General features: G+C 59.5%; 26 protein-coding genes and 2 pseudogenes. 21 read left to right on the forward strand and 7 right to left on the reverse strand.

The window, feature by feature from the left end; translation table 11 throughout:
- The first annotated feature begins 395 nt into the window (after positions 1–395).
- The 12 genes from ACLEJW_RS05355 (at position 396) to ACLEJW_RS05410 (ending at position 9,841) form a co-directional block, all read left to right on the forward strand.
- Positions 396–941 (forward strand): STY4534 family ICE replication protein, encoded by a 546-nt coding sequence (locus tag ACLEJW_RS05355; RefSeq protein ID WP_440777135.1) that lies wholly within the window; start codon positions 396–398, stop codon positions 939–941.
- 67 nt (positions 942–1,008) lie between these two features.
- A complete protein-coding gene (locus ACLEJW_RS05360; protein ID WP_440777136.1) occupies positions 1,009–1,266 on the forward strand; it encodes a hypothetical protein in 258 nt (85 codons plus the stop codon).
- 66 nt (positions 1,267–1,332) lie between these two features.
- On the forward strand, positions 1,333–1,827 hold the full coding sequence (locus ACLEJW_RS05365) for a JAB domain-containing protein (RefSeq protein ID WP_440777137.1): 495 nt from the start codon (positions 1,333–1,335) through the stop codon (positions 1,825–1,827).
- Positions 1,828–1,891: 64 nt separating this feature from the next.
- On the forward strand, positions 1,892–2,605 hold the full coding sequence (locus tag ACLEJW_RS05370; protein WP_440777138.1) for a hypothetical protein: 714 nt from the start codon (positions 1,892–1,894) through the stop codon (positions 2,603–2,605).
- Positions 2,606–2,735: 130 nt separating this feature from the next.
- Positions 2,736–3,245 (forward strand): PilL N-terminal domain-containing protein, encoded by a 510-nt coding sequence (locus tag ACLEJW_RS05375; RefSeq protein WP_440777139.1) that lies wholly within the window; start codon positions 2,736–2,738, stop codon positions 3,243–3,245.
- Positions 3,242–3,913, forward strand: a complete 672-nt coding sequence (locus ACLEJW_RS05380; RefSeq protein ID WP_440777140.1) for a hypothetical protein — start codon at positions 3,242–3,244, stop codon at positions 3,911–3,913. The genes ACLEJW_RS05375 and ACLEJW_RS05380 overlap by 4 nt, the downstream gene beginning before the upstream one ends.
- Positions 3,885–4,643: a TIGR03759 family integrating conjugative element protein gene (locus ACLEJW_RS05385; RefSeq protein ID WP_440777141.1), complete on the forward strand. Its 759-nt coding sequence runs from the start codon at positions 3,885–3,887 to the stop codon at positions 4,641–4,643. The genes ACLEJW_RS05380 and ACLEJW_RS05385 overlap by 29 nt, the downstream gene beginning before the upstream one ends.
- Complete coding sequence (locus tag ACLEJW_RS05390) at positions 4,625–5,179, forward strand: transglycosylase (protein ID WP_440777142.1); 555 nt, start codon at positions 4,625–4,627, stop codon at positions 5,177–5,179. The genes ACLEJW_RS05385 and ACLEJW_RS05390 overlap by 19 nt, the downstream gene beginning before the upstream one ends.
- Entirely contained in the window at positions 5,176–5,595 is a 420-nt protein-coding gene (locus ACLEJW_RS05395) for an integrating conjugative element protein (RefSeq protein WP_440777143.1), read from the forward strand. The genes ACLEJW_RS05390 and ACLEJW_RS05395 overlap by 4 nt, the downstream gene beginning before the upstream one ends.
- A gap of 9 nt (positions 5,596–5,604) precedes the next feature.
- Positions 5,605–7,731: a type IV conjugative transfer system coupling protein TraD gene (gene traD / locus ACLEJW_RS05400; protein WP_440777144.1), complete on the forward strand. Its 2,127-nt coding sequence runs from the start codon at positions 5,605–5,607 to the stop codon at positions 7,729–7,731.
- A gap of 25 nt (positions 7,732–7,756) precedes the next feature.
- Positions 7,757–8,485 (forward strand): TIGR03747 family integrating conjugative element membrane protein, encoded by a 729-nt coding sequence (locus tag ACLEJW_RS05405; RefSeq protein ID WP_440777145.1) that lies wholly within the window; start codon positions 7,757–7,759, stop codon positions 8,483–8,485.
- Positions 8,486–8,854: 369 nt separating this feature from the next.
- Positions 8,855–9,841, forward strand: coding sequence for a LysR family transcriptional regulator (locus tag ACLEJW_RS05410; RefSeq protein ID WP_440777146.1), 987 nt, complete (start codon positions 8,855–8,857; stop codon positions 9,839–9,841).
- Between the two features lie 19 nt (positions 9,842–9,860).
- Here ACLEJW_RS05410 and ACLEJW_RS05415 read toward each other — a convergent pair whose 3' ends face one another.
- Positions 9,861–10,322, reverse strand: a complete 462-nt coding sequence (locus tag ACLEJW_RS05415) for a RidA family protein (protein ID WP_196175772.1) — start codon at positions 10,320–10,322, stop codon at positions 9,861–9,863.
- Between the two features lie 207 nt (positions 10,323–10,529).
- Here ACLEJW_RS05415 and ACLEJW_RS05420 point away from each other — a divergent pair.
- A pseudogene (locus ACLEJW_RS05420) lies at positions 10,530–11,212 on the forward strand (hydrolase).
- 159 nt (positions 11,213–11,371) lie between these two features.
- Positions 11,372–11,761 carry a helix-turn-helix domain-containing protein gene (locus tag ACLEJW_RS05425; RefSeq protein WP_440777147.1) on the forward strand — a complete coding sequence of 130 codons (390 nt, stop codon included), beginning with the start codon at positions 11,372–11,374 and terminating at the stop codon, positions 11,759–11,761.
- Between the two features lie 7 nt (positions 11,762–11,768).
- Here ACLEJW_RS05425 and ACLEJW_RS05430 read toward each other — a convergent pair whose 3' ends face one another.
- Positions 11,769–12,002, reverse strand: coding sequence for a hypothetical protein (locus ACLEJW_RS05430; protein ID WP_440777148.1), 234 nt, complete (start codon positions 12,000–12,002; stop codon positions 11,769–11,771).
- A 160-nt stretch (positions 12,003–12,162) separates the two neighbouring features.
- On the opposite strand from ACLEJW_RS05430, the gene ACLEJW_RS05435 reads away from it, so the two are divergent.
- The gene (locus tag ACLEJW_RS05435; protein ID WP_440777149.1) at positions 12,163–12,441 is read left to right on the forward strand and encodes a hypothetical protein; all 279 of its coding nucleotides are present in this window, start codon (positions 12,163–12,165) and stop codon (positions 12,439–12,441) included.
- Positions 12,442–12,745: 304 nt separating this feature from the next.
- Here ACLEJW_RS05435 and ACLEJW_RS05440 read toward each other — a convergent pair whose 3' ends face one another.
- The 3 genes from ACLEJW_RS05440 to ligD all read right to left on the reverse strand — a co-directional run bounded on the left by ACLEJW_RS05440 (position 12,746) and on the right by ligD (position 16,422).
- The gene (locus ACLEJW_RS05440) at positions 12,746–13,036 is read right to left on the reverse strand and encodes a hypothetical protein (protein WP_409287291.1); all 291 of its coding nucleotides are present in this window, start codon (positions 13,034–13,036) and stop codon (positions 12,746–12,748) included.
- A 141-nt stretch (positions 13,037–13,177) separates the two neighbouring features.
- Positions 13,178–13,579 carry a hypothetical protein gene (locus ACLEJW_RS05445; protein WP_440777150.1) on the reverse strand — a complete coding sequence of 134 codons (402 nt, stop codon included), beginning with the start codon at positions 13,577–13,579 and terminating at the stop codon, positions 13,178–13,180.
- A 62-nt stretch (positions 13,580–13,641) separates the two neighbouring features.
- Complete coding sequence (gene ligD, locus ACLEJW_RS05450) at positions 13,642–16,422, reverse strand: DNA ligase D (protein WP_440777151.1); 2,781 nt, start codon at positions 16,420–16,422, stop codon at positions 13,642–13,644.
- A 274-nt stretch (positions 16,423–16,696) separates the two neighbouring features.
- Between ligD and ACLEJW_RS05455 the strand changes: the two are divergent.
- A pseudogene (locus tag ACLEJW_RS05455) lies at positions 16,697–16,891 on the forward strand (general stress protein); the annotation flags it as partial.
- 343 nt (positions 16,892–17,234) lie between these two features.
- Here the strand turns inward: ACLEJW_RS05455 and ACLEJW_RS05460 are convergent.
- Together ACLEJW_RS05460 and ACLEJW_RS05465 are read right to left on the reverse strand one after the other, a co-directional pair.
- Complete coding sequence (locus ACLEJW_RS05460) at positions 17,235–17,765, reverse strand: hypothetical protein (RefSeq protein ID WP_440777152.1); 531 nt, start codon at positions 17,763–17,765, stop codon at positions 17,235–17,237.
- 116 nt (positions 17,766–17,881) lie between these two features.
- Positions 17,882–19,429: a sensor histidine kinase gene (locus tag ACLEJW_RS05465; protein ID WP_440777153.1), complete on the reverse strand. Its 1,548-nt coding sequence runs from the start codon at positions 19,427–19,429 to the stop codon at positions 17,882–17,884.
- Positions 19,430–19,611: 182 nt separating this feature from the next.
- Between ACLEJW_RS05465 and ACLEJW_RS05470 the strand changes: the two genes are divergently transcribed.
- The 5 genes from ACLEJW_RS05470 to ACLEJW_RS05490 all read left to right on the forward strand — a co-directional run bounded on the left by ACLEJW_RS05470 (position 19,612) and on the right by ACLEJW_RS05490 (position 21,972).
- The gene (locus ACLEJW_RS05470; RefSeq protein ID WP_440777154.1) at positions 19,612–19,992 is read left to right on the forward strand and encodes a response regulator; all 381 of its coding nucleotides are present in this window, start codon (positions 19,612–19,614) and stop codon (positions 19,990–19,992) included.
- A gap of 158 nt (positions 19,993–20,150) precedes the next feature.
- Positions 20,151–20,573: a response regulator gene (locus ACLEJW_RS05475; protein WP_440777155.1), complete on the forward strand. Its 423-nt coding sequence runs from the start codon at positions 20,151–20,153 to the stop codon at positions 20,571–20,573.
- Positions 20,574–21,020: 447 nt separating this feature from the next.
- The gene (locus ACLEJW_RS05480) at positions 21,021–21,353 is read left to right on the forward strand and encodes an RAQPRD family integrative conjugative element protein (protein WP_440777211.1); all 333 of its coding nucleotides are present in this window, start codon (positions 21,021–21,023) and stop codon (positions 21,351–21,353) included.
- Positions 21,340–21,579: a TIGR03758 family integrating conjugative element protein gene (locus tag ACLEJW_RS05485; RefSeq protein ID WP_440777156.1), complete on the forward strand. Its 240-nt coding sequence runs from the start codon at positions 21,340–21,342 to the stop codon at positions 21,577–21,579. Before ACLEJW_RS05480 ends, ACLEJW_RS05485 begins: the two co-directional genes overlap by 14 nt.
- Positions 21,580–21,594: 15 nt before the next feature.
- Complete coding sequence (locus ACLEJW_RS05490) at positions 21,595–21,972, forward strand: TIGR03745 family integrating conjugative element membrane protein (RefSeq protein ID WP_440777157.1); 378 nt, start codon at positions 21,595–21,597, stop codon at positions 21,970–21,972.
- The last annotated feature ends 2 nt before the right edge of the window (positions 21,973–21,974 follow it).

Here is a 21,974-nt window from a genome sequence, read left to right on the forward strand (position 1 = left end):
TCGGCTGTCCGGAGACGAATCAAAGGTGGTCCCTCTCCTCCTAGCCCGATGACCGTCGGGCTATTTTTTCGCCGTCATAAATCCACTGAGAACCAACCACTTCCGCTCGCCCAGACCGCCTGCAATGCCCGGTTGACGCGCCTTTTGCAGCGTTTTATAGATGAGTTGCACTCCGCTGTCGTTGACAGCACCCAGGTAGCCAGGACCTTCAAGGCTACGCCCGCTTCGGGTGGTTCTCCCCAAGTGCGACTCGCGCTCGGCAGCTCGCACGGTCATCGACCCATCGATGATGAGCGCCCTCCACACCGATCACGTTTTTGCACCTCTCCCTTGCGGAACTTACCAGCCGCCAGGGCCGGTGAATGTCCGCGTTTCTGCTGAACAGGAGCTCCACCATGACTACTGCAAGCAATAACGCCCCCACAACCTACTTCAACCTGCACACCCAAGGCATCGGTTATCTGAACCGTGTTCGCGAAGTCCCGGTCCGCCGTGGACAAGCGTTCATGGCCTGTGACATTGCGGCCTTGCACGGTGCCTCGGACGACGTCGAGTACACCCGCTTCGATTGCAAGGTCGCCAGCGGTGAAGCCGACCGGCTGATCCGTGAGCACCTGGAAGACGTCCGTGCGGAACGCAAGGTACTCATCGCGTTTCGCATCGGCGATCTTTGGGTCGATCCGTTCCTGTACGAGAAAGGCGAACGCAAGGGGCAACCCGGCGCCAGCCTCAAAGGCCGCCTGATCTTCATCGAGTGGATCAAGGTCGATGGCCAGTTCAGCTACCGTGCGCCCGTCCGCACCGACGCTGCCGCCGCTGCTGAGGGAGCTGAGCACGCGGAGACGGATGGAGATAAGGCAGACACTGACGGTGACTCCGATCAAGGTCAGCCAACTCCGACCGCCGCGCGCAAACCCACCGCAGCCCGTCAGTCTGCTTGAGGCAGTTCGACCACCAGCAACAGGCGCTCCCAAGAGCGCTTGTTGCTCATTCACGTCGGAGGTCGCCATGGAAAGCTTCTGGCTCTGTGAGGACTGCCTGCAGGCGGTTGTCTACGACGACTTCAGCGCGCTGTCGCTCTACTACAGCGAGGCTGAAGTTGAACAACGCATCGCCCATATGCGCATCGAACTGCAGGCTTTGCTGCCCCTAAGCGCCGATTTCGATCCGCACACCGGCGCAGGCATTCAGGCCTTTTCCACCCACCCGTGCGAGGTCTGCCACAGCCCGCTGCACGGTGCGCGTCATCGTTTTACACGTCTATGACTCACCTCTCTCACCAGCCTGGGGCACTCCCCCAGGGGGCGCTCCGTCTCCCACGAGGAATTGCCCATGAACACTGCCCACAATCGGGTCGAGCGTCTCAACCCCGCATTGGCCCAGCGTGCCCGCGAGGATGCGCTGCTGACCGAAGCGCTGGAGTTGCTGGATCAACGATATTTCCAGCGCGGCGAGCAACTGATCTCACCGTGCGATGCAGCGTCCTATCTGAAACTGCAGCTCGCACCCTATCACCACGAGGTGTTTGCGCTGCTCTGCTTGGACTCGCAGAACCGCGTGCTGAGCTTCGACATCCTCTTCACCGGCAGCATCGACGGTGCCTCCGTGTACCCGCGCCAGGTCGTCGTCAAGGCTCTCGAGCACAACGCCGCTGCCGTGATTTTCAGCCACAACCACCCCTCCGGCTGCTCGGATCCGAGCGGCGCCGATCGGGTGCTCACCAACCGCCTGATCGAGGCCTTGGCCTTGGTTGAGGTGCGTGTGCTGGACCACATCATCGTGGGCGAAGGTACGCCGCTGTCGCTGGCCGATTACGGCTGGATCTGACAATCCCCACCACTTGAAGGGTCACCGCCTGTACGGGGTGACCTTCGCATTTAGGAGCGCCATCATGTCCACTCTTCACAATCCCTTCCTCCGCGGCTTCCAGGACCTGAGCTACGAACGCGTGGTGCAGATCAGCTACGCCGACGATTGCCCACCCTGCTACCGATCCCTTCACCCTGCGCTGCATGACCTGCCGGATGACGGCGTTAATTTCCAGCCGTGCCTGTTCGATGATGACTTCGCGGTGATCACCGACGGCGAAATCGTGCCCGAGTTTGTCCGTATGCAGTGCCCAGCAGACGGCACCGTCAGCCAGGTGCTCTACCAGGTCACAGGGCTGCACCATGGCCGCCGGCAACACGTCAGCGATCTCCCCAACGAGGAAGCTGCACAGCACTTGATTGAGCAGCTGTCCTTCGCCACCGGGCACTACAGCCGCAGCTGGGAGATTAGCAGTGCGCACCTGCCTGCAGAAGAGTTCGAGTACCTGCAGGTGTGCGCCTGGTGTCGTTCACCGTCGGGTTTCTTCGAGTGCTTCGAGCTGAGCAGCAACAACGCGGTGGGCTGCAAGCTGTACTCGACGCCCTGGCTCAAAAACATTGCCGCAGGCGGCAGCTTCTGCTGCACCGAGGAAGTGACTGCACGTCTGCGCGCAGATCACGTACCACCGGTGCTGCTGCGCCTGCTGTTGCTGGCCGGTGAGGCCGATACCCGCCTCCTGATCTTTGACCCCGATGCGGCGCCGTTGCCCGAGCTCTCATTGTTCACCGAAGATTGACTTCAAGGCGCCCCCGGGCGCCTTTTTCATGGTTGCGCCAGCATAATGCGGTCGGCGTGATTCGCTTTTTCAGTGGAGGCGTGTCGTGGATTTTCGACAAGGTGTCGGCATCTTTTGTCGAGACCTGGTCATGCATACCCCCACGCTCTTCACGTTCGGACTGATGCTCACGTTGCTGGGCTGCAGCACGCCGCCACCGGCGCCCGCCCCTGCACAACCCGCACCCGCCCCGGCCTCAGTGGCCAAGCCAAAGTCCCCGGTACCCGCCTGGGTCCGACAGAACCGCTACACCTTGGCCAGCACCCAGCCAACACTAGAGCAGCGCCAACCGCTGTATCAGCTGATCAACGTCCAGATCGCCCCTGCCCTGCACGCGACGGTCGGTGAAGCGTTGCACCACGTGCTGCAGCACTCGGGCTACTCCCTCTGTCCCAACCACCCTGCCGTGGCGCGGTTATTCCACCGCCCCTTGCCTGCCGTGCATCACGACCTCGGTCCGATCTCGCTGCTGGATGCCTTGACCATCATCGGTGGCCCCGCCTGGCGACTCGACATCGATCCGGTCGGGCGGAGCGTGTGCTACGCCCTGCGCCTGCCCACGCCCGAACCACCCTTCTCGACACTGGAGATCGCACCATGAAGGTTCACCATTTTCAGGCCTTGGTGATCGGCGCGCTGTGCCTGGGTGCTGCCGTCCTTGCTGCTGCAAGCTACAACCAGCATCAGCAACTGACTGAACTGCAGACTGCCGCACGCAATGCGCCGGCTGACCCTGGCCCGTCAGTGCGTCGCGACATCGGTGAATTGAGCACCACGCTCGCGGCGCTGTCGCCACAAGTCGCGGCCCTGGAAGACGCACAGCACCAGCAGACCACTGCACAAGCAACGCTCGGCCAGCAACTCGACGAGCTGGCGACCTCCGTCAGGGTCCTGCAAGCGCTACCGCCAGGACCGAGCAGCGCCGATCTGACCGCCCTAGCGCAACGCATGGGCGTGGCAGAAGCGGCACTCGAGAAGCTGTGGACCGCTCCTAAGGTGCCAGAAGCTACCGATGCATCCCAATCTGCCTCCATCCGCGAAAAATCAAAAGCCAAGGCGCTGCTGCCGCCTTTCACCCTGCAGGGTATCGAGACGCGCGGCACCATCAGGTTCGTGACCGCGTTGCCTGCCAGTACCCATGCACTGTCCACCGTGCACCTGCTCCAGCCCGGCGACAGCTTGAACGGCTGGCAACTGCGGGCGATTCACGAGGGCCAGGCCGTGTTCCATGTCCCGGGCCATGGCGATCGCACCCTGCCCATCCCGTGAGGAAGTGAACGTGTATAGGTTCTCCGCGGTTGCGCTCATCCTGTTGTCGGCTTACGTGTTCGCCGACCAGGGCTCGAGTGTCGCCAAGCATGTCGACGCTCAGGTGCAGTTTAGCGAGCAGTCGCCGCTGGCACGGCAGGCGTCTGCAGCAGACCAGGCCAAGGCCTGGGGTCTGACAGATGACGAATGGGCCACATTTCAGCGCCTGCAGACCGGCCCCCGCCATTACTGGTCGCCGCAACTTGACCCGCTCACCACCCTGGGTGTCGAGGCCAACTCGGATCAGGAGCGGCAGCGCTACGCCGAGCTGCAGGTCCGTCTGGAAGCCAGGCGTGCCGAGCGCGAACTGGCCTATCAGAAAGCCTACACCACGGCCTGGGCGCGGCTGTTCCCGGGTCTGCAGCCGGTGCAGGGGATGAGCGACGATGCCGGCCCCTCGAGCAGCAGCCGCACGGCGCTGTTCGTGGAAGACAAATGCGCCGCCTGCGTGACCAGCCTCCAACAGTGGCTGCAGGCCGGTGCGCGGTTGGATGTGTACCTGGTCGGCAGCCAAGGCAACGATGCGCGACTGCGCCAATGGGCGCAGAGCGCAGGCGTCACTGCCGCCCAAGTCAGCGGCGGCCAGGTCACCTTGAACCATGACCGCGGCCGCTGGTTTGCATTGGGTGCCAGCCGGCCCCTGCCAGCCCGCTATCAGCAGGTGGACGGAAAATGGCAGCGCATCGACTGATCCTAGCCCTGGCGATGGTCGGCGCCACCGCCGCTCACGCAGGTACCTTGCCGCCGCCAGCGTATCAATTGGCGGCCGCGCGTGCCGGTATCCCCGCCTCGGTGCTGTTCGCCATTGCCTTGCAAGAAAGTGGCACGCCGCTGCGCGGGCAGCTCATGCCTTGGCCCTGGACATTGAATGTTGCGGGGTCACCGCTGCGGTTTGCCCGACGCGATGAGGCGTGTACCGCACTGAGGGAGGCGCTCAGCCGCCACGATCCCAAGCGCATTGATGTCGGGCTGGGACAGACCAACCTGGGATATCACCCCGACCGCTACCCCAGCGCCTGCGATGCCCTCGATCCCCGCGCCAACCTCGCGGTCACCGCCGAGCTATTGCGCGCGCACTATGCCGACACCGGTGACTGGGTTGTCGCCGCCGGCCGCTATCATCGGCCTGCCGGTGGTCCCCCAGCGGCGCGCTATCGCCGTCTGTTCACCCGTCACTGGCAGCGCGTCCAGCCCGTCGCGACGGCCCCCGGACGGAAACAGCCATGAGCTGTTTGCGCTTGGTGGCCCTGGCCCTCTTTCCGTGGCTGTCGCTTGCCGCGAGCACTGAGTCCAGCAGCTCACCCGACCCCACCACGCTGAACTGGGTGCTGCCGGTGCACAGCGCTCGCCTCTCGCCAGGCGCCGTGCCACCTAGAGCGTTGAGCCTGCCCGGCATGCCCCCCCTGTTTCTGGTTGGGCAGGACACTACTTCTCTGGAGTGGCTGTCGCGGCACGCCCAGGCGCTACAAGACTTGGGCGCCAACGGATTAGCGGTCGAGGTAGACGATGTGCAGGCGCTGCGTCGCATCCAGACGGCAGCGCCCGGGCTGAATATCTGGCCAGTCAGTGGTGACGACATCGCCGAGCGGTTAGAGCTGGAGCACTACCCGGTGCTGATCACGCCCACCGGTCTGGAACAGTGAGGGCACTCCATGGGCGAACATGCGATGGAATCCTTGCTGCGCCCAGCGGTGGAGCTGTACACCGTGGGCATCTGCGCCGGCGCCGGTGCGCTGTGCCTGCACTCGCCCTGGGCTGTGGCACTGTCGCCCGAAGTAGGGACAGGTATGGCGCTGGCCTACACCGCGTTCGGCCTGAAGCGGCTCAATGAGGCGCGGATCGTCCTGCGCTACCGGCGCAATATCCGCCGCCTGCCACGCTACTCGCTGACCAGCCGGCAGATCCCGGTGAGCGGCAAGCGTCTGTTCATGGGCCGAGGCTTCCGCTGGACTCGCCTGCACACCCAGCGCCTACTCGAGGCTCAGGACCCGGCGCTGGCCCGCTATGTCAACCAGTCGGCTGCCCACCAGTGGGCGCGACGGATGGAACGGCTGTTGGAGAAGGCTCCGCCGGGGCTGTCGCAGCTGCCTCGCCTGACCGCCTGGGACAGCCCGTTCAACCCTGTACGTCCGCTGCCACCGGTGGGTGGCTCGCCATTGCTGCACGGCGTCGAACCGAAGGAACAGGAAGCCAGCCTGCCGCTCGGCGAGCGCGTTGGCCATACCCTGGTGCTGGGCACCACACGGGTGGGCAAGACGCGACTGGCCGAGGTGTATATCACCCAAGACATCCATCGATCGAGCCGGGAAGTGGTCATTGTCTTCGACCCCAAGGGCGATGCCGACCTGCTCAAGCGCATGTACGTCGAGGCGCGGCGCGCTGGCCGTGAGCACGAGTTCTATGTGTTCCACCTGGGCTGGCCGGAGATCTCCGCGCGCTACAACGCCATCGGCCGCTTCGGGCGGATTTCGGAAGTGGCCACCCGGATTGCCGGCCAGCTAAGTGGCGAGGGCAACTCGGCGGCATTTCGTGAGTTCGCCTGGCGTTTCGTCAACATCATCGCCCGGGCGCTGATCGAGCTCGGCCGCCGTCCGGACTACCTGCAGATCCAGCGCCATGTGGTGAACATCGACGCGCTGTTCATCGAGTACGCCCAGCACTTCTTCGCCCGCCATGATCCACTGGCCTGGGAAGCGATCGTGCAGATCGAAGGCCGCTTGAACGAGAAGAACATCCCGCGGCACATGGTTGGCCGGGAAAAGCGCGTCGTTGCCATCGAGCAGTACCTGACCGCCAAGCGCATTTTCGACCCCGTCATGGACGGCCTGCGCTCGGCCGTGCGCTACGACCGCACCTACTTCGACAAGATCGTGGCCTCACTGCTGCCACTGCTGGAAAAGCTCACCAGCGGCAAGACCGCGCAACTGCTCGCCCCGAACTATTCCGACCTGGACGATCCGCGGCCGATCTTCGACTGGCTGCAGGTCATCCGCAAACGCGGCATCGTCTATGTGGGCCTGGATGCGCTGTCCGATGCCGAAGTGGCCGCCGCCGTCGGCAACTCGATGTTCGCCGACCTGGTCTCCGTTGCCGGCCACATCTACAAGCACGGCATCGATCACGGCCTGCCCGGTTCCTCCAGCGCCGCGGACAAGGTGCCGATCAACCTGCACGCCGACGAGTTCAACGAACTGATGGGCGACGAGTTCATCCCGCTGATCAACAAGGGCGGTGGTGCCGGTATTCAGGTCACGGCCTACACCCAGACCTTGAGCGACATCGAGGCACGTATCGGCAACCGGGCCAAGGCCGGCCAGGTTATCGGCAACTTCAACACCCTACAGATGCTGCGCGTACGGGAAACCGCCACGGCAGAACTGCTGACCAATCAGTTGCCCAAGGTCAACGTGCAGACACGCACCTTGGTCTCCGGCGCGACGGACACCGCCGATCCTGATGCCCATACCGACTTCACCTCGTCCTCGCAGGATCGCGTCACCACCACTGCGGTACCGCTGATCGAACCGGCGCACATCATCGCCTTGCCCAAGGGGCAGATGTTCTCGTTCCAGGAAGGCGGCCAATTGTGGAAGGTGCGCATGCCACTACCGAAGCCGGCTAGCGATGATGCGATGCCTGCGGATCTGCAGACCTTAGCCGCGCGCATGCGTGAGTCGTACAGTGCAAACGCGGGAAGTTGGTGGAGTAGCGCGGGAGGTGCACCCACGGCCGACTTCGATCCCGAGATGCCTCCACCAGGGCGCAGGCACGCGCCGTAAGCCAGCGATTACTGTGGAGCCCCCTATGCCGACCACTCCAGCCAGCCCACCTCCAGCACCACGACGCTCGGGGCTCATCTTCGGCACGCTTGAGCTTTGTCGGCGGCTGCTCGGTTTGCTGTTCGCTTCGCTGATCTTCTCCATCGTCCTGGAGTTCGTGGGCATGCTGTGGTTCTGGCCCGATCAAGGCTGGCATCACAGCCATGCCATGTGGCTCACTGAGCTGGGGTGGCTCAGCGATCACTTCAAGAACTCGCTGCTCGTGGAGGAACCCGCGCAAGCCACCGCCAGAGTCCTTCAGCACCTGAGCGATTGGGTCGTGGTCCGCTCTGGCTGGGCACAATCAGATACTCAGCTGAAGCTCCTGAGTCACGAAATGTCAGTACAAGGCCAGTTTGCTCGAGCCTATGTCGTGCTGCAGGACTACCTATTGGCCGCCTTATTTACTGTTTTCACCTTCGTCGTGCGCCTGGCCGTCCTCACCCTGGCCATGCCCTTATTCCTGATCGCCGTGATCACCGGCGCCGTCGATGGCTTGATGCGCCGCGATCTTCGTAAATTCAGCGCCGACCGCGAGAGCAGCTTTGTCTACCACCGAGCGAAACGGACATTGTTGCCGTTGATGGTAAGCCCTTGGGTGATCTACCTCTCCCTTCCCACCTCAGTGAATCCCATTTGGGTGCTATTACCGTGCGCTGCGTTGCTGGGGTGGATGGTGGCAATCACGACTACAACCTTCAAAAAATATCTTTAACTATCCGCTCTCGACCCAAGCGCACATACGTCTTGGCTCGAATGCCCGCATGACTGTTGGGCACTCCGCTTGAACATGACAACCTCTATTGGTCATCACCATTCAAACTCCACGCCGGTCACATCGTGAGGACTTTTCCTTCACCCAATTTTCACAACGGATCAGCCACACTTAGGCTATGCCTACGTGATAGTACTTGCCCGCCTAGCAGCGGGCTTTCTTTTGCCTTCAAAAAGTTGAGCCTCTGTTCGAGGTGCAATACCTCGTTCTAGCGGCAACAGTACATCAGCACCTTAGTGAGGGCTTCGCGACGAACACTACCTTGGTTGACCCTTTCGCTTCTCGTATCATTACTTAACCTAAGATGGAATGATTTTAGTGAAGCCGTCACCTGGAAGTGCCAACCCCATCCCTGCAACTGCTAACGGCCCAAAGTGGGATGTCGGCGAAGCGGTCAGCCAGCTGTCTTGGGACGACTTGCGGATCATCAAAACGTTGAGTGACTGTAGCAACCGCGCCGCCACGGCCAAGAAGCTCGGCATCAATGTCTCCACGGTCTCGCGCCGGGTCGCGCAGGTGGAGAAGACGCTTGGCGTCGCGCTGTTCGATCATCGCAAGGCGGGGTATCTGTTGACAGCCGAAGGTGCAGAGCTCCGTGCCTTGGCAGAGCGCGTTGAACTGGACATCGTCAGTGTTACTCGCAGGGTTTCTCGTGCCGGACAAGGCCCGCTGGGGAAACTGCGAATCACCACCAGCGACTCGCTGCTGCTGTACTTTCTCACGCCGATCATCGCGGACTTCAAAGCCCTCAATGAGGGGATCACGATTGAAGTGTTGGTCGGCAACCAGACGTTGAGCCTGGCCCGGGATGAATCTGACATCGCGGTACGCGCAACGAAAAAACCCGCAGATACCCTTGTAGGTCGCAAGCTCGCCAACATTGCTTGGGCGCCATATGGCAGCGTCAAGCAGGCGGCGAGTGCCGATCCCTTCGCTGAGGGGCAGTCGTGGGTGTCCTACTCAGGAGGCCTGTGCGGGTTGAAGGCAACGAGCTACGTCGAATGTCGGGTGCCCCCGGAGCACATTTCTTACCGCACCGATTCTGTGGCGGCAGCCAGCGCTGCTATTGCGGCAGGCCTCGGTTTTGGCTTCCTCCCCTGCATGCTGGGGGACATCACCCCAGGGTTGGTTAGGGCCGGCCCAGTGGTGCAGGAGCTTCAGGATGAGCTGTGGCTGCTTACTCACCAGGACATCAGGAAGTCTTGGCGAGTGAAAGCATTCATGACGTTTTGCGCGGCTGCCGTGGCCGACCTCAAACCGCTGGTCGAAGGTCAGCAGACCATCCCGGCTTACTAGTTGAAACCGGGAGCGCCGGTCACTTGGATTGGGCGCCGATCACAGCACGGCACACGATCTCGATCAGCTGGGGACGTTGGGCAAGCCGCGATACACCGATGATATTGCTGGCCGCCTGCGGGCGTTCTGTGCCGTAGGCTGCCTTACGCACCTTGCCGACGACGGCAAAAGCAGCGTCCATGTCCAGCACATACAGCGTTTCCTCAACGACATCCTGCATCGTGGCGCCATACAGGGCGAGCAACTTGGCAATGTTGTCGTAGGAAACCCGCATCTGTTCACCCATTGACGAGAAATCGCTCGGGCGACCGTCAGCATCCAGTGGCGCCGGCGCTACCAGGTTGCCTTCTTCGTCATGGTTGAACTGTCCCGAGATGAAGATCTCGTTCCCGACTCGCCGCGCCTGCGGATAGCCGTAGCCCTCTTCCCATGAAACGCCCCAGTAGGCGGTGTCGTCGTTGAAAGGTCGTGAAGCGGCCATTGGATTCTCCTTGGCGAAAAATGGATCGAAGTGATCCGACTGGCCGAGATCCTAGCACCGGATTGGACACTACCAGCGGCGCATTAATACGCCCTCAAGAGCGCAAAAGTGCGCCACCGTTTCGCTGAGTGTTTCGCTATCTTGTGCTGGCACTCGGCGACGACTCGCCGAGGAAACTCTCGCCACCGTTCAACAAAGGGAAGAACAATGAGCCATCCACACACTGAAGTCCTGACCCCGCTCAACAGCCAACTGATCTTCATCGATCAGCAACCGCAAATGGCCTTTGGCGTGCAGAGCATTGACCGGCAGACGCTGAAGAACAACACCGTAGGCCTGGCCAAAGCAGCCAAGATCTTCAATGTGCCCACCGTGTTCACCACTGTAGAAACCGAGAGTTTCTCCGGGCATACGTATCCCGAACTGCTCGCGGTATTCCCTGATGCGCCGTTGCTGGAGCGCACCTCCATGAACTCCTGGGACGATCAGAAGGTTCGCGACGCGCTGAAGAAGAACGGTCGAAACAAGATCATCGTTTCGGGTCTGTGGACTGAGGTCTGCAACACCACCTTTGCACTGTCCGCCATGCATGATGCAGGCTATGAGATCTACATGGTTGCCGACGCTTCCGGTGGCACGACCAAGGAAGCACACGACTACGCCTTGCAGCGCATGATCCAGGCCGGTGTGGTGCCGGTGACCTGGCAACAGGTGCTGCTGGAGTGGCAGCGCGACTGGAAAAACCGCGACACGATGCGGTCATGGAACTGGTCAAAGAGCATTCGGGTGCCTACGGCATGGGCGTCGACTACGCCTACACCATGGTGCACAAAGCGCCAGAGCGCGTTCAGCACGGCCCCACCCTGGCACCTGTGGCCGCATCTATCTGAGGCATCGGCCCAGCCTTGGTTTCTGACCAACAATCGGGGGCTGGCACAATCCGGGCTACCAATCGTGACGGGAACGTCCTGAAGCCTCAGAAGAGGCTTCAGCGAACCGTGCTGCCCGGATCAAACTATCTGCAGGTTTTTCAGGATGAATTGATCCCCATGAACAGTGCTAACGGCATCGTTATAGCCACCGTCGCAATTCAGTCGACGGGGCGGCTCAAACCCTGGCAAGTCACCACGGCCAAGCAGATGATGCTGGATCATCTGGATACCGGTATATCTGTCACCGCACTTGCCGAAGCATGCGGTCTGTCACGGAGTCATTTCTCGCGAATGTTCAAAGAATCCACTCAGGTCTCTCCGCAACAGTGGTTGCGTGAGCAGCGGCTCAGGAAGAGTAAAGAACTGCTGGAGGCATCGACGATGATGCTCGCAGAGATCGCCCTTGAGTGCGGCTTCTACGATCAGCCACATTTCTGCCGGACGTTTATGAGATCCGAAGGAACGACGCCCCAGGCATGGCAACAGCAGGCCAATTTAACTGGTTGAGCGGATCCTAGCCTTGCCCTACCAAGCAGCCACCACCTGCACCTTCCTGATTATTCCGACTTGCACATTCGTACTCGGCCTCAGCCCGCGTAGGATAGTTGAAAGCTAGCCGTGTTTTGCCATGGGTATCATAGAGATCGTACCCAGCACCTAGGGCAGCCGGGACGCCAATACGCCGAGGAAATTGCTCTTTCTCTTGTGGCATGGCGGGGATTACAACAAAGCGTGTCTGCATGACCATCCCTCTTCGTAGCAGTCCTTTAGTATTAGTCCGGCTCTGTGAAAGCATCAAGGCAACTGGTAGCTGCTACGACCTTGAAATGCCCCGAGATGATTGAGAGCCCCGATACAGACGAAACGGGCTAGGCTGTTCCTGATGGAGATGTAATCAGGAGGCAAGGATGCGACATCGTGGAACAGTATTTTGGGCTTGGGCCGATCCGAGCCTGCAGCACCATTCCCATGAAGAAATGCTCGTGGACGGAGCGAGACTGGATGTCCAAGGGAGGCTTTCCCGCACCGGCGACACACAGTTGTTCATTGGGATTTATGAGCGCTCTGGCCTTGCCCGGATTGAAGAAGCCTATGCCAAGCGGCCTGGCGAGACAGTTACGCGGGCGATGGTATGGGGCACAGGCAGAGGACGAGCCTTGGCTGAGATTGGGATGGAGTGCAGTTGAGCAAGCTCCCGCCAGAAGGTGAAAGAGGTGGATGCCCATGGCAAATCAGATAGCAAAGCTTGATGCGCACTTAGTGCTTCTTACCCAGGTAGCCGACGAGCTTGAACGGCAAGTAGCACCCTGCCCCACTACTCGACCGATGCTGATCGCCTGGCTCACGGAGTGGATTCGAAGCCCTGAAGCGTTGAGCGAGATCAGACGTGAGCTTCCCCGCCTTCCACAAGTGCTGAAGTCGGCGTATAGCGACTGGAATCATCTGGGTGGCGACCATTAGGTTGCCGCCACCACCTCTTCCACCCGAGCCTTACGCGACCTGCCGTTCAGCAGCTTGCTGATTGGTTGCAAGGCATCGTGCTCGCCCCACACCCCAAGCCAACGACCTTGTCATCGATTCACCTGGCCGCGAGTCGAAGGCTTCTTCATGAAGCGCCATGCCCGTCCCGGCATATACCCCGATAAACAATTGGGTGTTGCCCGTGCGCGACAGTCGCACCTGGATGTCCATGGTCGTACCGTCGTCAAGTGTCTCGTCGTGAGACCTGTGATGAAGCGTTGGGTCTGCCCAGTTCCAGAAAACATCACCGCGAATTCGCATGCCGCCCTCCTACGACTTTAGTCTTATATGTGGGGTGCCTTCACGATAGCGCAGCGAAGCGGCAACGCAATCACCGGCTAGCAGATAATGCCTTGGCATTATGACGACATGTGACGAGTTGCAAATTGACAGAGGGTGGCCTCAGCACAGCGCAGGCTGACCAAGGAGTTTGAAGGCCTTAGAAAGATTGCTTCTGAGCGCCGACTTGGCCCACTTATCCACGCGAAGAATCCCTGCGAGGGAGCGGAGCCGGGTCAGATCAAGCACTACCTGTCGTCCACGTTTTCTCATCACTATTTTTCGAAGGTCAACGAGATCGAAATCATGATCATCGGCACTCGTGAACTGCATTTCTTGGATTGCGCCCACCTCTGCATAGACAGATATCTGCTGTAGACACAGAGCCTCATCGGCCTGTTGCCTCAGCCGCCTTACGAGGTGCCGGTCTTGCTTAGAGGCAGCATTTCCCTCAGCCACCAGGCATGCTGCTGCCAGTACCTCGGCTATCAGGAGCTCGGCTTGGTCTTTGTTCTGTCCTGGCATGGTACTCCCTTACGATTTTTATAAGACTGCGGGCCCTGCATTACACTGAGCCTTGTCGGGGGCTAAGATTTCATTCCGATTATGCGTTTCATCTCCAGCGTGATCAGCTGTGAGGCGTTATCCATACCCTCCCAGGGATCATCACCACCCAGTTCATCCAGCCGCTTCTGAACACTCTTAATGTTCCACTTGGCCGCCGACTGCAGCTCGCCGATCTCCTCCCTGAAGATCGGCACCGATACCGGCAGCCCCTCCCTGGCCCTGACAGAGAAAACATTGGCGGTAGTCGCCCCTTTCCCGTTGCGCAGGTAGTCGATGAAGATCTTGCCGATACGATTCTTTGGGCCTAACACGGCGGAGAACCGATCCGGGATCAGCTTGGCGATGTACTTCACGATGGCTTGGCTGAAGTCCTTCACTTCTTCCCAAGAAGCTTTAGGGGTGAGCGGCACCATGATGTGGATGCCCTTGCCGCCACTGGTTTTAAGAAACGAATGCAGGCCCAATTCATCGAGAACAACCAACGTCAGCTGAGTGGCTTCGACCATAGCCTTCCAAGGCAGTGCCGGATCCGGATCGAGATCCAGCACGAAGCGGTCTGGCTGCTCGATATGTTCGGTCGTGCCGTTCCAGGAGTGCAGTTCGATGGAGCTCATCTGCACTGCACCGACTAGGGCCTCGACGCTGTTGATGACCATGCCCGCTTTGCCGGCCTCGGCCTTGGGCACCATGGTGATATTCGGGATGGCCAGACGGTCAGCGTTCTTCTGGAAAAACAGATCTCCGCTAATCCCTTCGGGCGCCCTGACTAGAGCGATGGGCCGGTTTTTCAGGTGAGGCAGAAGCCAAGGTGAGACCTGCGCGTAGTATTCGGCCAGGTCTCGTTTGGTGAGGCCGCTGGTGGGATCAATCACACGCTCCGGGTGGGTGATCCGAACCTTGGTAGCGGAGCCCTTGTCGTCCGATTTCGCCTTGACTGACCTTCGCTCCTTCTGCGCAGGCGCCGGCTTCTCCTCCGTAATGTCCTGGACAGGCTTGTCCGTTCGGACACCCTGGAACACCGCGTGCCTGACCACACCGTCCGAGGTGATCTCAGCGAAGGTGACCTCGGCCAGCAGGGTCGGCTGCAACCAGTGAATGCCTTTGCCGTCGACACCTTTCGGTGGGTTCATCACCGGCACCTGTCTCTGCTCCAGCGGCAATAGCGTTTCCAGGATGGTGGCGAGGGTCGACTCGGTAAAGCCAGTGCCGACCTTGCCGGCGTATCGCAGCTTTCCGCTGTCTTCGTCAGTGAGGGCCAAGACGAGAGCCCCGAAGCCGCTCCTCGCACCTTTCGGGTCGGTGTAGCCGACAATGACGAACTCCTGGCGATGTTTGCACTTGAGCTTGATCCATGTATCGCTGCGGCGCGATACGTAAGGACTGCCCAAGCGTTTGCCGATGAGCCCCTCCATACGCATCTGGCAGGCACTGTTCATCAAAGCGTCGACGTCTTCGGTGAAGTCTTCGGAGAACCTCAGCAGCGGCTCGGTCGAGTCAGCGAGAAGCTGCTTCAGCAGCGCCCGACGGCTCTCAACCGGCACCTGTCGAAGATCGGCGCCATTGAGGTATGGCAGGTCGAACAGGTAGTAGACGATACCCTGGCTCTTACCGGCGTCGAATGCATTCTGTAGCAGCTGGAAATTGGGCACGCCGTTTTCATCCGGGATGACGATCTCGCCGTCCAGCCAAGCTGATTCAAGCCCGAGCGAGGCGATTGCAGCCGCCTGCTTGGGTAACTTTGCAGTCCAATCATGACCATTGCGAGTGAATAGCCGGAGGTCATCTCCATCGACGCGGCACAGCATGCGGTAACCATCGAACTTGATTTCGTAGCGCCACTCTTCGCTTCGAGGGCTGGAGTCGACCAGGGTCGCTAGCTGCGGAGAGAGCTTCTCTGGCAGTGCTGCAGCCACAGCCCCCTCAGTGCTCGGCGCCGTGACGGTAGTGGAAGATTTGGGCTTGGATGACGATGCCGTCTCCCGACCGCGCTTCTTGGGGATGATGGTACGGTCACTGAGGACACTATTGGGCATCTCGACCACTACGTCGAAATCAGCCAGCGGCTTGGCGACCTCGTCCTGATGCTTGATCAGAAACCACTGCTCCTGTTTACCCTCGATGTTCGTCCGGACAAGGTTCCACAGGCCGGAGAGCTTCTCACCCTGCAGCTCGAACTTCATACGACCTTTCTTGTAGGCCTCAGCCGGGTCGCCTTGAGGAAGCCATACTCCACGATCCCAGACGATGACATCCCCGGCACCATAGTGCCCTTCCGGAATCGTGCCTTCGAAGGAGGCGTAATCAAGCGGGTGATCTTCAACATGCACCGAAAGCCGCTTCACCTTCGGATCCAGGCATGGGCCCTTGGGAATCGCCCAGCTCTTGAGCGTGCCGTCGAGTTCCAGGCGGAAGTCGTAGTGCAGTCGAGTGGCATCGTGTTTTTGAACGCAAAATTGCAAGGCGTGAGCGGATGAACGCTTCGAACGTTTTGGGGATTTCTCCGCACCCGATGGTTCCGGTGAGGCGTGAAAATCACGCATGCGGTTGTACTTTTCCAAGCCTGGAACGCTCGGATCCTCCTCCACGTCGTGCCTGCGGATCAAGGACTGAACCAGGTTATCGAGGGAGACGCCTCGCTTGTTAGCTTCAGCCGTGAGGTTCTGGACAACCATGGTGTCCCTCAAGGCCGACAACGGCTCTCCAGCTTCCAACGCTTCCGCTTCGCTCAAGGCCCGCACTTGGGCGAGTACCTCTGGATGATCAGCCGAGAAAATCATGAATGCCAAACTCGTGTCGTCCATGCGCCGAATCTCGGTTATGACGGTGTTCAATTACGAGGTAGCCAAACAGGCGCCAGTTCAGTGGATCAGCCGAATGACACGCCCTTGAAGCGTTCGCTTAGGATTCCAAGAGTCAGCGCGCCACTAACAGGGGAGCCCTTTTCTTAGCGCAGCCCGTCGGGCAAAACCCAACTCAGGGGAGCGAACTAGCCGCTTTCACCCCTCCGAGTTGAACACAGACTTTCCTGTGTGCCACATGAGGTGAAAGATCATGGCTAACAATCAAGGTAATCGCGGCAATCAAGGTGGGACTTCGCAAACCAACTCCGGCAATTTTGCCAATGACCGCGAGAAGGCGTCCGAAGCAGGTCGTAAAGGGGGTCAGTCGTCGGGTGGCAATTTCGCCAACGACCGGGAGCGGGCTTCCGAGGTTGGGCGCAAAGGCGGGCAAAACAGTCATGGTGGAGGCCGCAACAGCGAAAATCGCTGAGCCGGCATGTGCGCTGCCAGGGTGAATCACACCTTGGCAGCTCCCTACTCGTCTGATTGCTAGAGCGCAATTGGCAGAAGCGGTTTGCTTTTAAACCGGACGCGTCCACCGGCCAAAATCAACAATGCCGATATGGCCCCGCCTACCAGACTTAAAACACCCGCTTGGCCAGGCTGGTCTAGTACGCCGAACACTGCAGCACCGAACAAAATGAGTGATACGAGAAGTCCTGTGCAGCCCACCGCAGTCATCAGCCATCCCCAAACACGCATCGCTCGTTACTCCTCGGTTAACGCTAAAACTGAAGTTCCACCCTCCCCCGTCGCCTTGGGGAGGGGTCGACCTACCATCCGAGACGCTCTGCGAACATCCGTCGGTAAGCGGTGCCGATCTGCGCGGGCACATTCTCTATGTATTGCCTGGCATGCTCTTGGGTGATTGTGTCCAGCGACTCCAGGTACATCAGCGCCTCACGCGCATTGGGTATGCGATTCTCCAAATTCATGAAGCGAGGCGGAAGTGCCGTCCAGATCAACGCGTCCAGCCCTTGGCTAAGCGCCCATCGATTGAGACTGTCATAGCCGTCATCGTCGTGAACCATCAGAACACCGATACCATCCGTGCGATGCGTAGGGACACCCTCTCGGTGAGCTAATTCGTTGTAGGCGTGTTCCAGCGAATGAGTGGCCAGCGCTGCCCAGAATACCCGTACCGGCTCAGCTCCCAGGTAAATTGCAGTAGCAAGCTCACCACCATCTGACACCCTTGAAAACTCGACGGGTACTCTTGGGCCTTCATCCGACCAATCACCGCCTAGGCGCAGTTGGCCTGGCCTCCAAATCAGTGAACCCCACCCCAGACAGCCGATTTTCACGCATCCCTCCCCCGCCCTAGGCGCTATCGAAATCAATGCCGTTCAACACGGCTTGTTTTACGAGACCCTTGCCGCAGGGCAAAGTGCTATCGGCAAAGAGGGAAAGCTAGAGATGGCTAGAGCCTGAAACGGACATGAATGCAGCTTTTGCTGTCTTGGCGATCAATGCTCACTGCCGCGCCACCGTAGCCGGAGTAGCTTTTGACTAGGCGCATGCCCAGGCCTGTACCTGTTGGCTTAGGATAATTGTTGGGGAAGCCATCGCCCTCATCCCGCACCGTGAGTAGCGCATGGTCGCCGGCATGTTTAACGAGCACGTCAATCGTGCCCTTTCCGTACTTGAGAGCATTGGTGATCAGCTCAGAGATGACCAGCCCCAATGGCGCCATCCGCTCCGGCGGTAGGACGAAATCATCTGTCTCCAGCAGGATTCTTCGGTCAGCCAACGCCTTGCCCAGATCCCCCAGCAGTGCATGGAGATAATCTGGAGCACGCACGTCTTGATCTTCAGCAGTCTGGTAGAGGCGCTCGTGGACACTGGCGATGGTCACTACCCGGCCAGCTGCTGTTTCAAGCTGCAGTTTAACGGCTGCATCGGGTGCGAGGTTTGCCTGCAACAGCAATAGCGTGTTCACCAGATGCAGGCTGTTTTTGACCCGATGATGGATTTCTTCGAGATACAGGTCGCTTCGGCTTTGCCTAGAATTCTGTGCCTCAATAAGTGAAAGCAGTTGGGCTTCGTACTGATGTCGCTCGGTGATATCTCGCGAGACGGCGATCACTCGATCAACCTGGCCGTTTACGCCCATGATCGGCGCGACCGTCACATCCCACCATTTGGGTTCATCAGGTGAAACAGGGCAGTAGGCCTCGAACCGCATCGTTTCCCCCGCCCCTACCTTGCCCAGAGCCTCCCAGACAAGTGATCTGGACTCCTCCGGCCATAGGTCATGCCATCGCTGCCCGACGACGTTTGAGGCCTGAGCATTCATGAAGGTCAACCCAGCCTCATTCATGAACTCGATCTCACCGCCAGGGGACATGATCTCCACCCAGTCAGGGCTGGCGTTCAAGATAGTTTCGGAATAGGGATCGGGATGAGTGGCCTCAACGCCGGCGTTGATTCTTTCTACAGCGAGTGAAATGACGGTGGCTATACCTTCGAGGAACACCAGATCGCTTTCAACGAAATCATCCCCGTTACTGCTGTCTGCTTCAAGGACACCGAACGGGCCAAGGACGCCGCGAATCGGGACGTTGATCGCTCGCTCGATTCCATACTGTTTCAGCAGTTCCGGTGTCCGAAAGCGGTTCTCCATCCCCAAATGGTTGGACAGCACTGGCCTGTAGGTGGCCATCGCATACCCAGCCGGGCTGGCCTCATCGCCACCAACCGTGGCTTTTCCTATGTCCGAAGCGTCCCAGCCAACGCCATGCGAGAGGATGAAGCCCTCTCCATCCAGCTCAGGCTGCAGCACCTTGGCATACTGAGTATTCATCCCTTCGGCAACCACTTCGCAGGCTCGCGTCAGCAACTGATCGAGGACTGTGGCCTGAAGCGACATTACCCCAAATTCGACCACCAGTTCGTGTTGGCGGTGCAAGCGAGCATGGGTTCGCTTCAGGGCTGTGCGAATGGTTTCGTCGGTAGGTAGCTGCTGCATAGTGTTCCCTTTGAAGTGTGCAGGAACGCGCCCTACTCCCTTCTGAGCAAAGACGGTTCGCTTACCGCCTTCCTACGATAGCCGCTAATCCATTCAAGCGTCTAAGGGCTCCACTCATCGTTTCAGAGCAACGTAAAAAACACGGGGTGCCCTAATGCATATGAGAAGCGAGTACACCGCTTATGCCAAAAAGCATTCTGATTGTAGAAGACGACGATTTACTGCGAGACCTCACCGCCGAGAGCCTCTCGTCACTCTACGCCGTAAATATAGTGGTCTGTGCAAGCGCTGACGAGGCGTTGCATCGGCTGGCTCATTATCAAACGCCCGCGCTGGTGGTTACGGATATCCATATGCCTGGACAATTGGACGGCCTTGCTCTAGCCCAGGAAATCTGGCGCAGATGGCCATCGCTACCCGTGATCATAACGTCAGGCGATGCAGTTGTTGATGCCTCACAGCTTCCTCCTCATCACACGTTTCTTGCGAAGCCGTGGGCAATTTCAGACCTCGCCACGATGATCGACAAGATAGTGACGCTACCTCGCCAAGGCGGTTGGTGACCGCTGTTGCCGTCAGGCGATTACAAAATTCGGTCATTAGCTTACCTGAATGAATTTTCTCCGAGGCAACGATGTCGTAGTGATATCGCACGTCACCATGCCGCTAGCGGATCAAGGATGGATGGTTTTTCGGACGTGCGCATCTCGCGAGTTCCTTGATGATTGATTTATCTACTGTTGCAGCACACAACGCTGCATCATCTCCCGCTGTCTTGCTGGTTGAAGACGAACCAGCCCTTCGGGATCTGATTACGTTCATGCTGGAAGACCTTGGCGCCACGGTAACCGCAGTGGCTACTGCCGATGAAGGGATTGCCCTGCTTGAGCAAGAGCCGCCATGGGCCGTAGTCATGACAGATGTGCGCACACCCGGGCGAGCTTCGGGGCTCCAGCTCGCTGCCCTGGCTCGTCCGAGACTGCCGAGGGCAGGCATCATCGTCACCAGTGGTTATCATTCGGCAATAAACGACGCGCTCCCCGAAGGAATAAGCTTCTTACCTAAGCCCTGGAGGGTGGAAGCGCTATTGGCGCTGGTGGTACCTCATCTTACTTCCGAGGCCAATCGGCGCCCTGCCGCCTGAATGTGACGGCTGGGTTTGGCTTCGTTGATTGCAGCCGTCAGCTCATCAGCCCAGTGTGATAGAGACCATGGCGATTGATTAGACTCATGCAAGCCACCATGCGACGAGAAGAATTCTCTTCCCGCTAAAAACCGCGAGCAGCCACTTGCATAATGCGTGGCTGGGCAGATCCAATTTGATGCTAACGTCTGCTGCGCTGACCTAGTTCACCGCTTTGTACGCTTCGGGTCCGGAGAACCATTTGCAACCGGTTCAATGGATTCGAAGCGGCAATCTACTCCTCTAGCAACTCCATACCTTCAAGACTCCGCTGTAAAGCAAGCGCACCCCATGAGGACCCAAGCGCCAGTTCGTTAAAATCGAACGCTGTGCATTCCCTTTAGCCCATGCCAATGCCAGCGTAACGGGTCAAGGTGAACACCAGTTACTCAGCTGGATTTCGCCATGATGCTTTCTCCCTATCCCTTACTCATAACCTGCTTGGTTGCGCTCACGGCCGCCGCTCAGGACGAGCGCGAGCGCTCGGATCTCGGCCTGATGCAACGGCAGATCAATGCCATCGAACTGTTGGCCGATCGAGCACGTAGCAGCGCTACAGGCAATGACCAAGTTCGTTATCGCTTCGACTACCCCAGGTTAACGGCGGACTTGGAGCGCATCCGGCACGGTATCAGCAACTACCGATCGCCCTCACGTGCGCAGCCGGCCGATCTGGTCGAACTGGCTGGTGATTATCGTGCTGACGCGCACCACTCGAGCACTTCTGATGAGCATGACTGATGCCCAACTCAGCGCGTTCTCTGCCGTGGCCGGGTTCACCCCGCAGCTCAGTTCAGTGCTCTGGCGCTCATCGGTGCTAGTGCTCGCATTGCTCTGGTGCGCCTGGGCCCTGTGGACCGGCTACCGCGGCTGGGCGGCCGGCAACCTCAATTTTGGCAGTCTCGGCGGCAGCACACTGCGCTTGGCCCTCGTCCTGATCGTACTGATGTTTTTCATGCTGTCGTAACCCGGAGACCTTGCCATGAAACTCTTCCGCCACTGCCTTCGCCCGTTTCTCCTGCTGGGGAATACCTGTTCCAAAGCCCTGTTCGGCGGTCTAGTTTTGCTGAGTTCGACGTTCGCCATGGCCGACCTACCGACTATGGAAGCCCCCTCTCGCGGCGAGGGTTCGGGGCTGATCGATACTATCAAGAACTACGCCTACGACGGCGGCATCCTGCTCGGCCTGTTGATCGCCACCCTCGCCTTTCTGGGCGTGGCCTGGCATTCGCTCACGGTCTACGCCGACGTGCAGAACCAGCGCAAAACCTGGAAGGACCTCGGGGCCGTGGTCGGGGTCGGCGCGCTGCTGGTGGTGGTGATCCTGTGGTTCCTCACCAAAGCCGCGACAATTCTGTGAGG

The organism is Pseudomonas sp. SMSB3, from assembly GCF_052041965.1.
Classification (GTDB): Bacteria; Pseudomonadota; Gammaproteobacteria; order Pseudomonadales; family Pseudomonadaceae; genus Aquipseudomonas.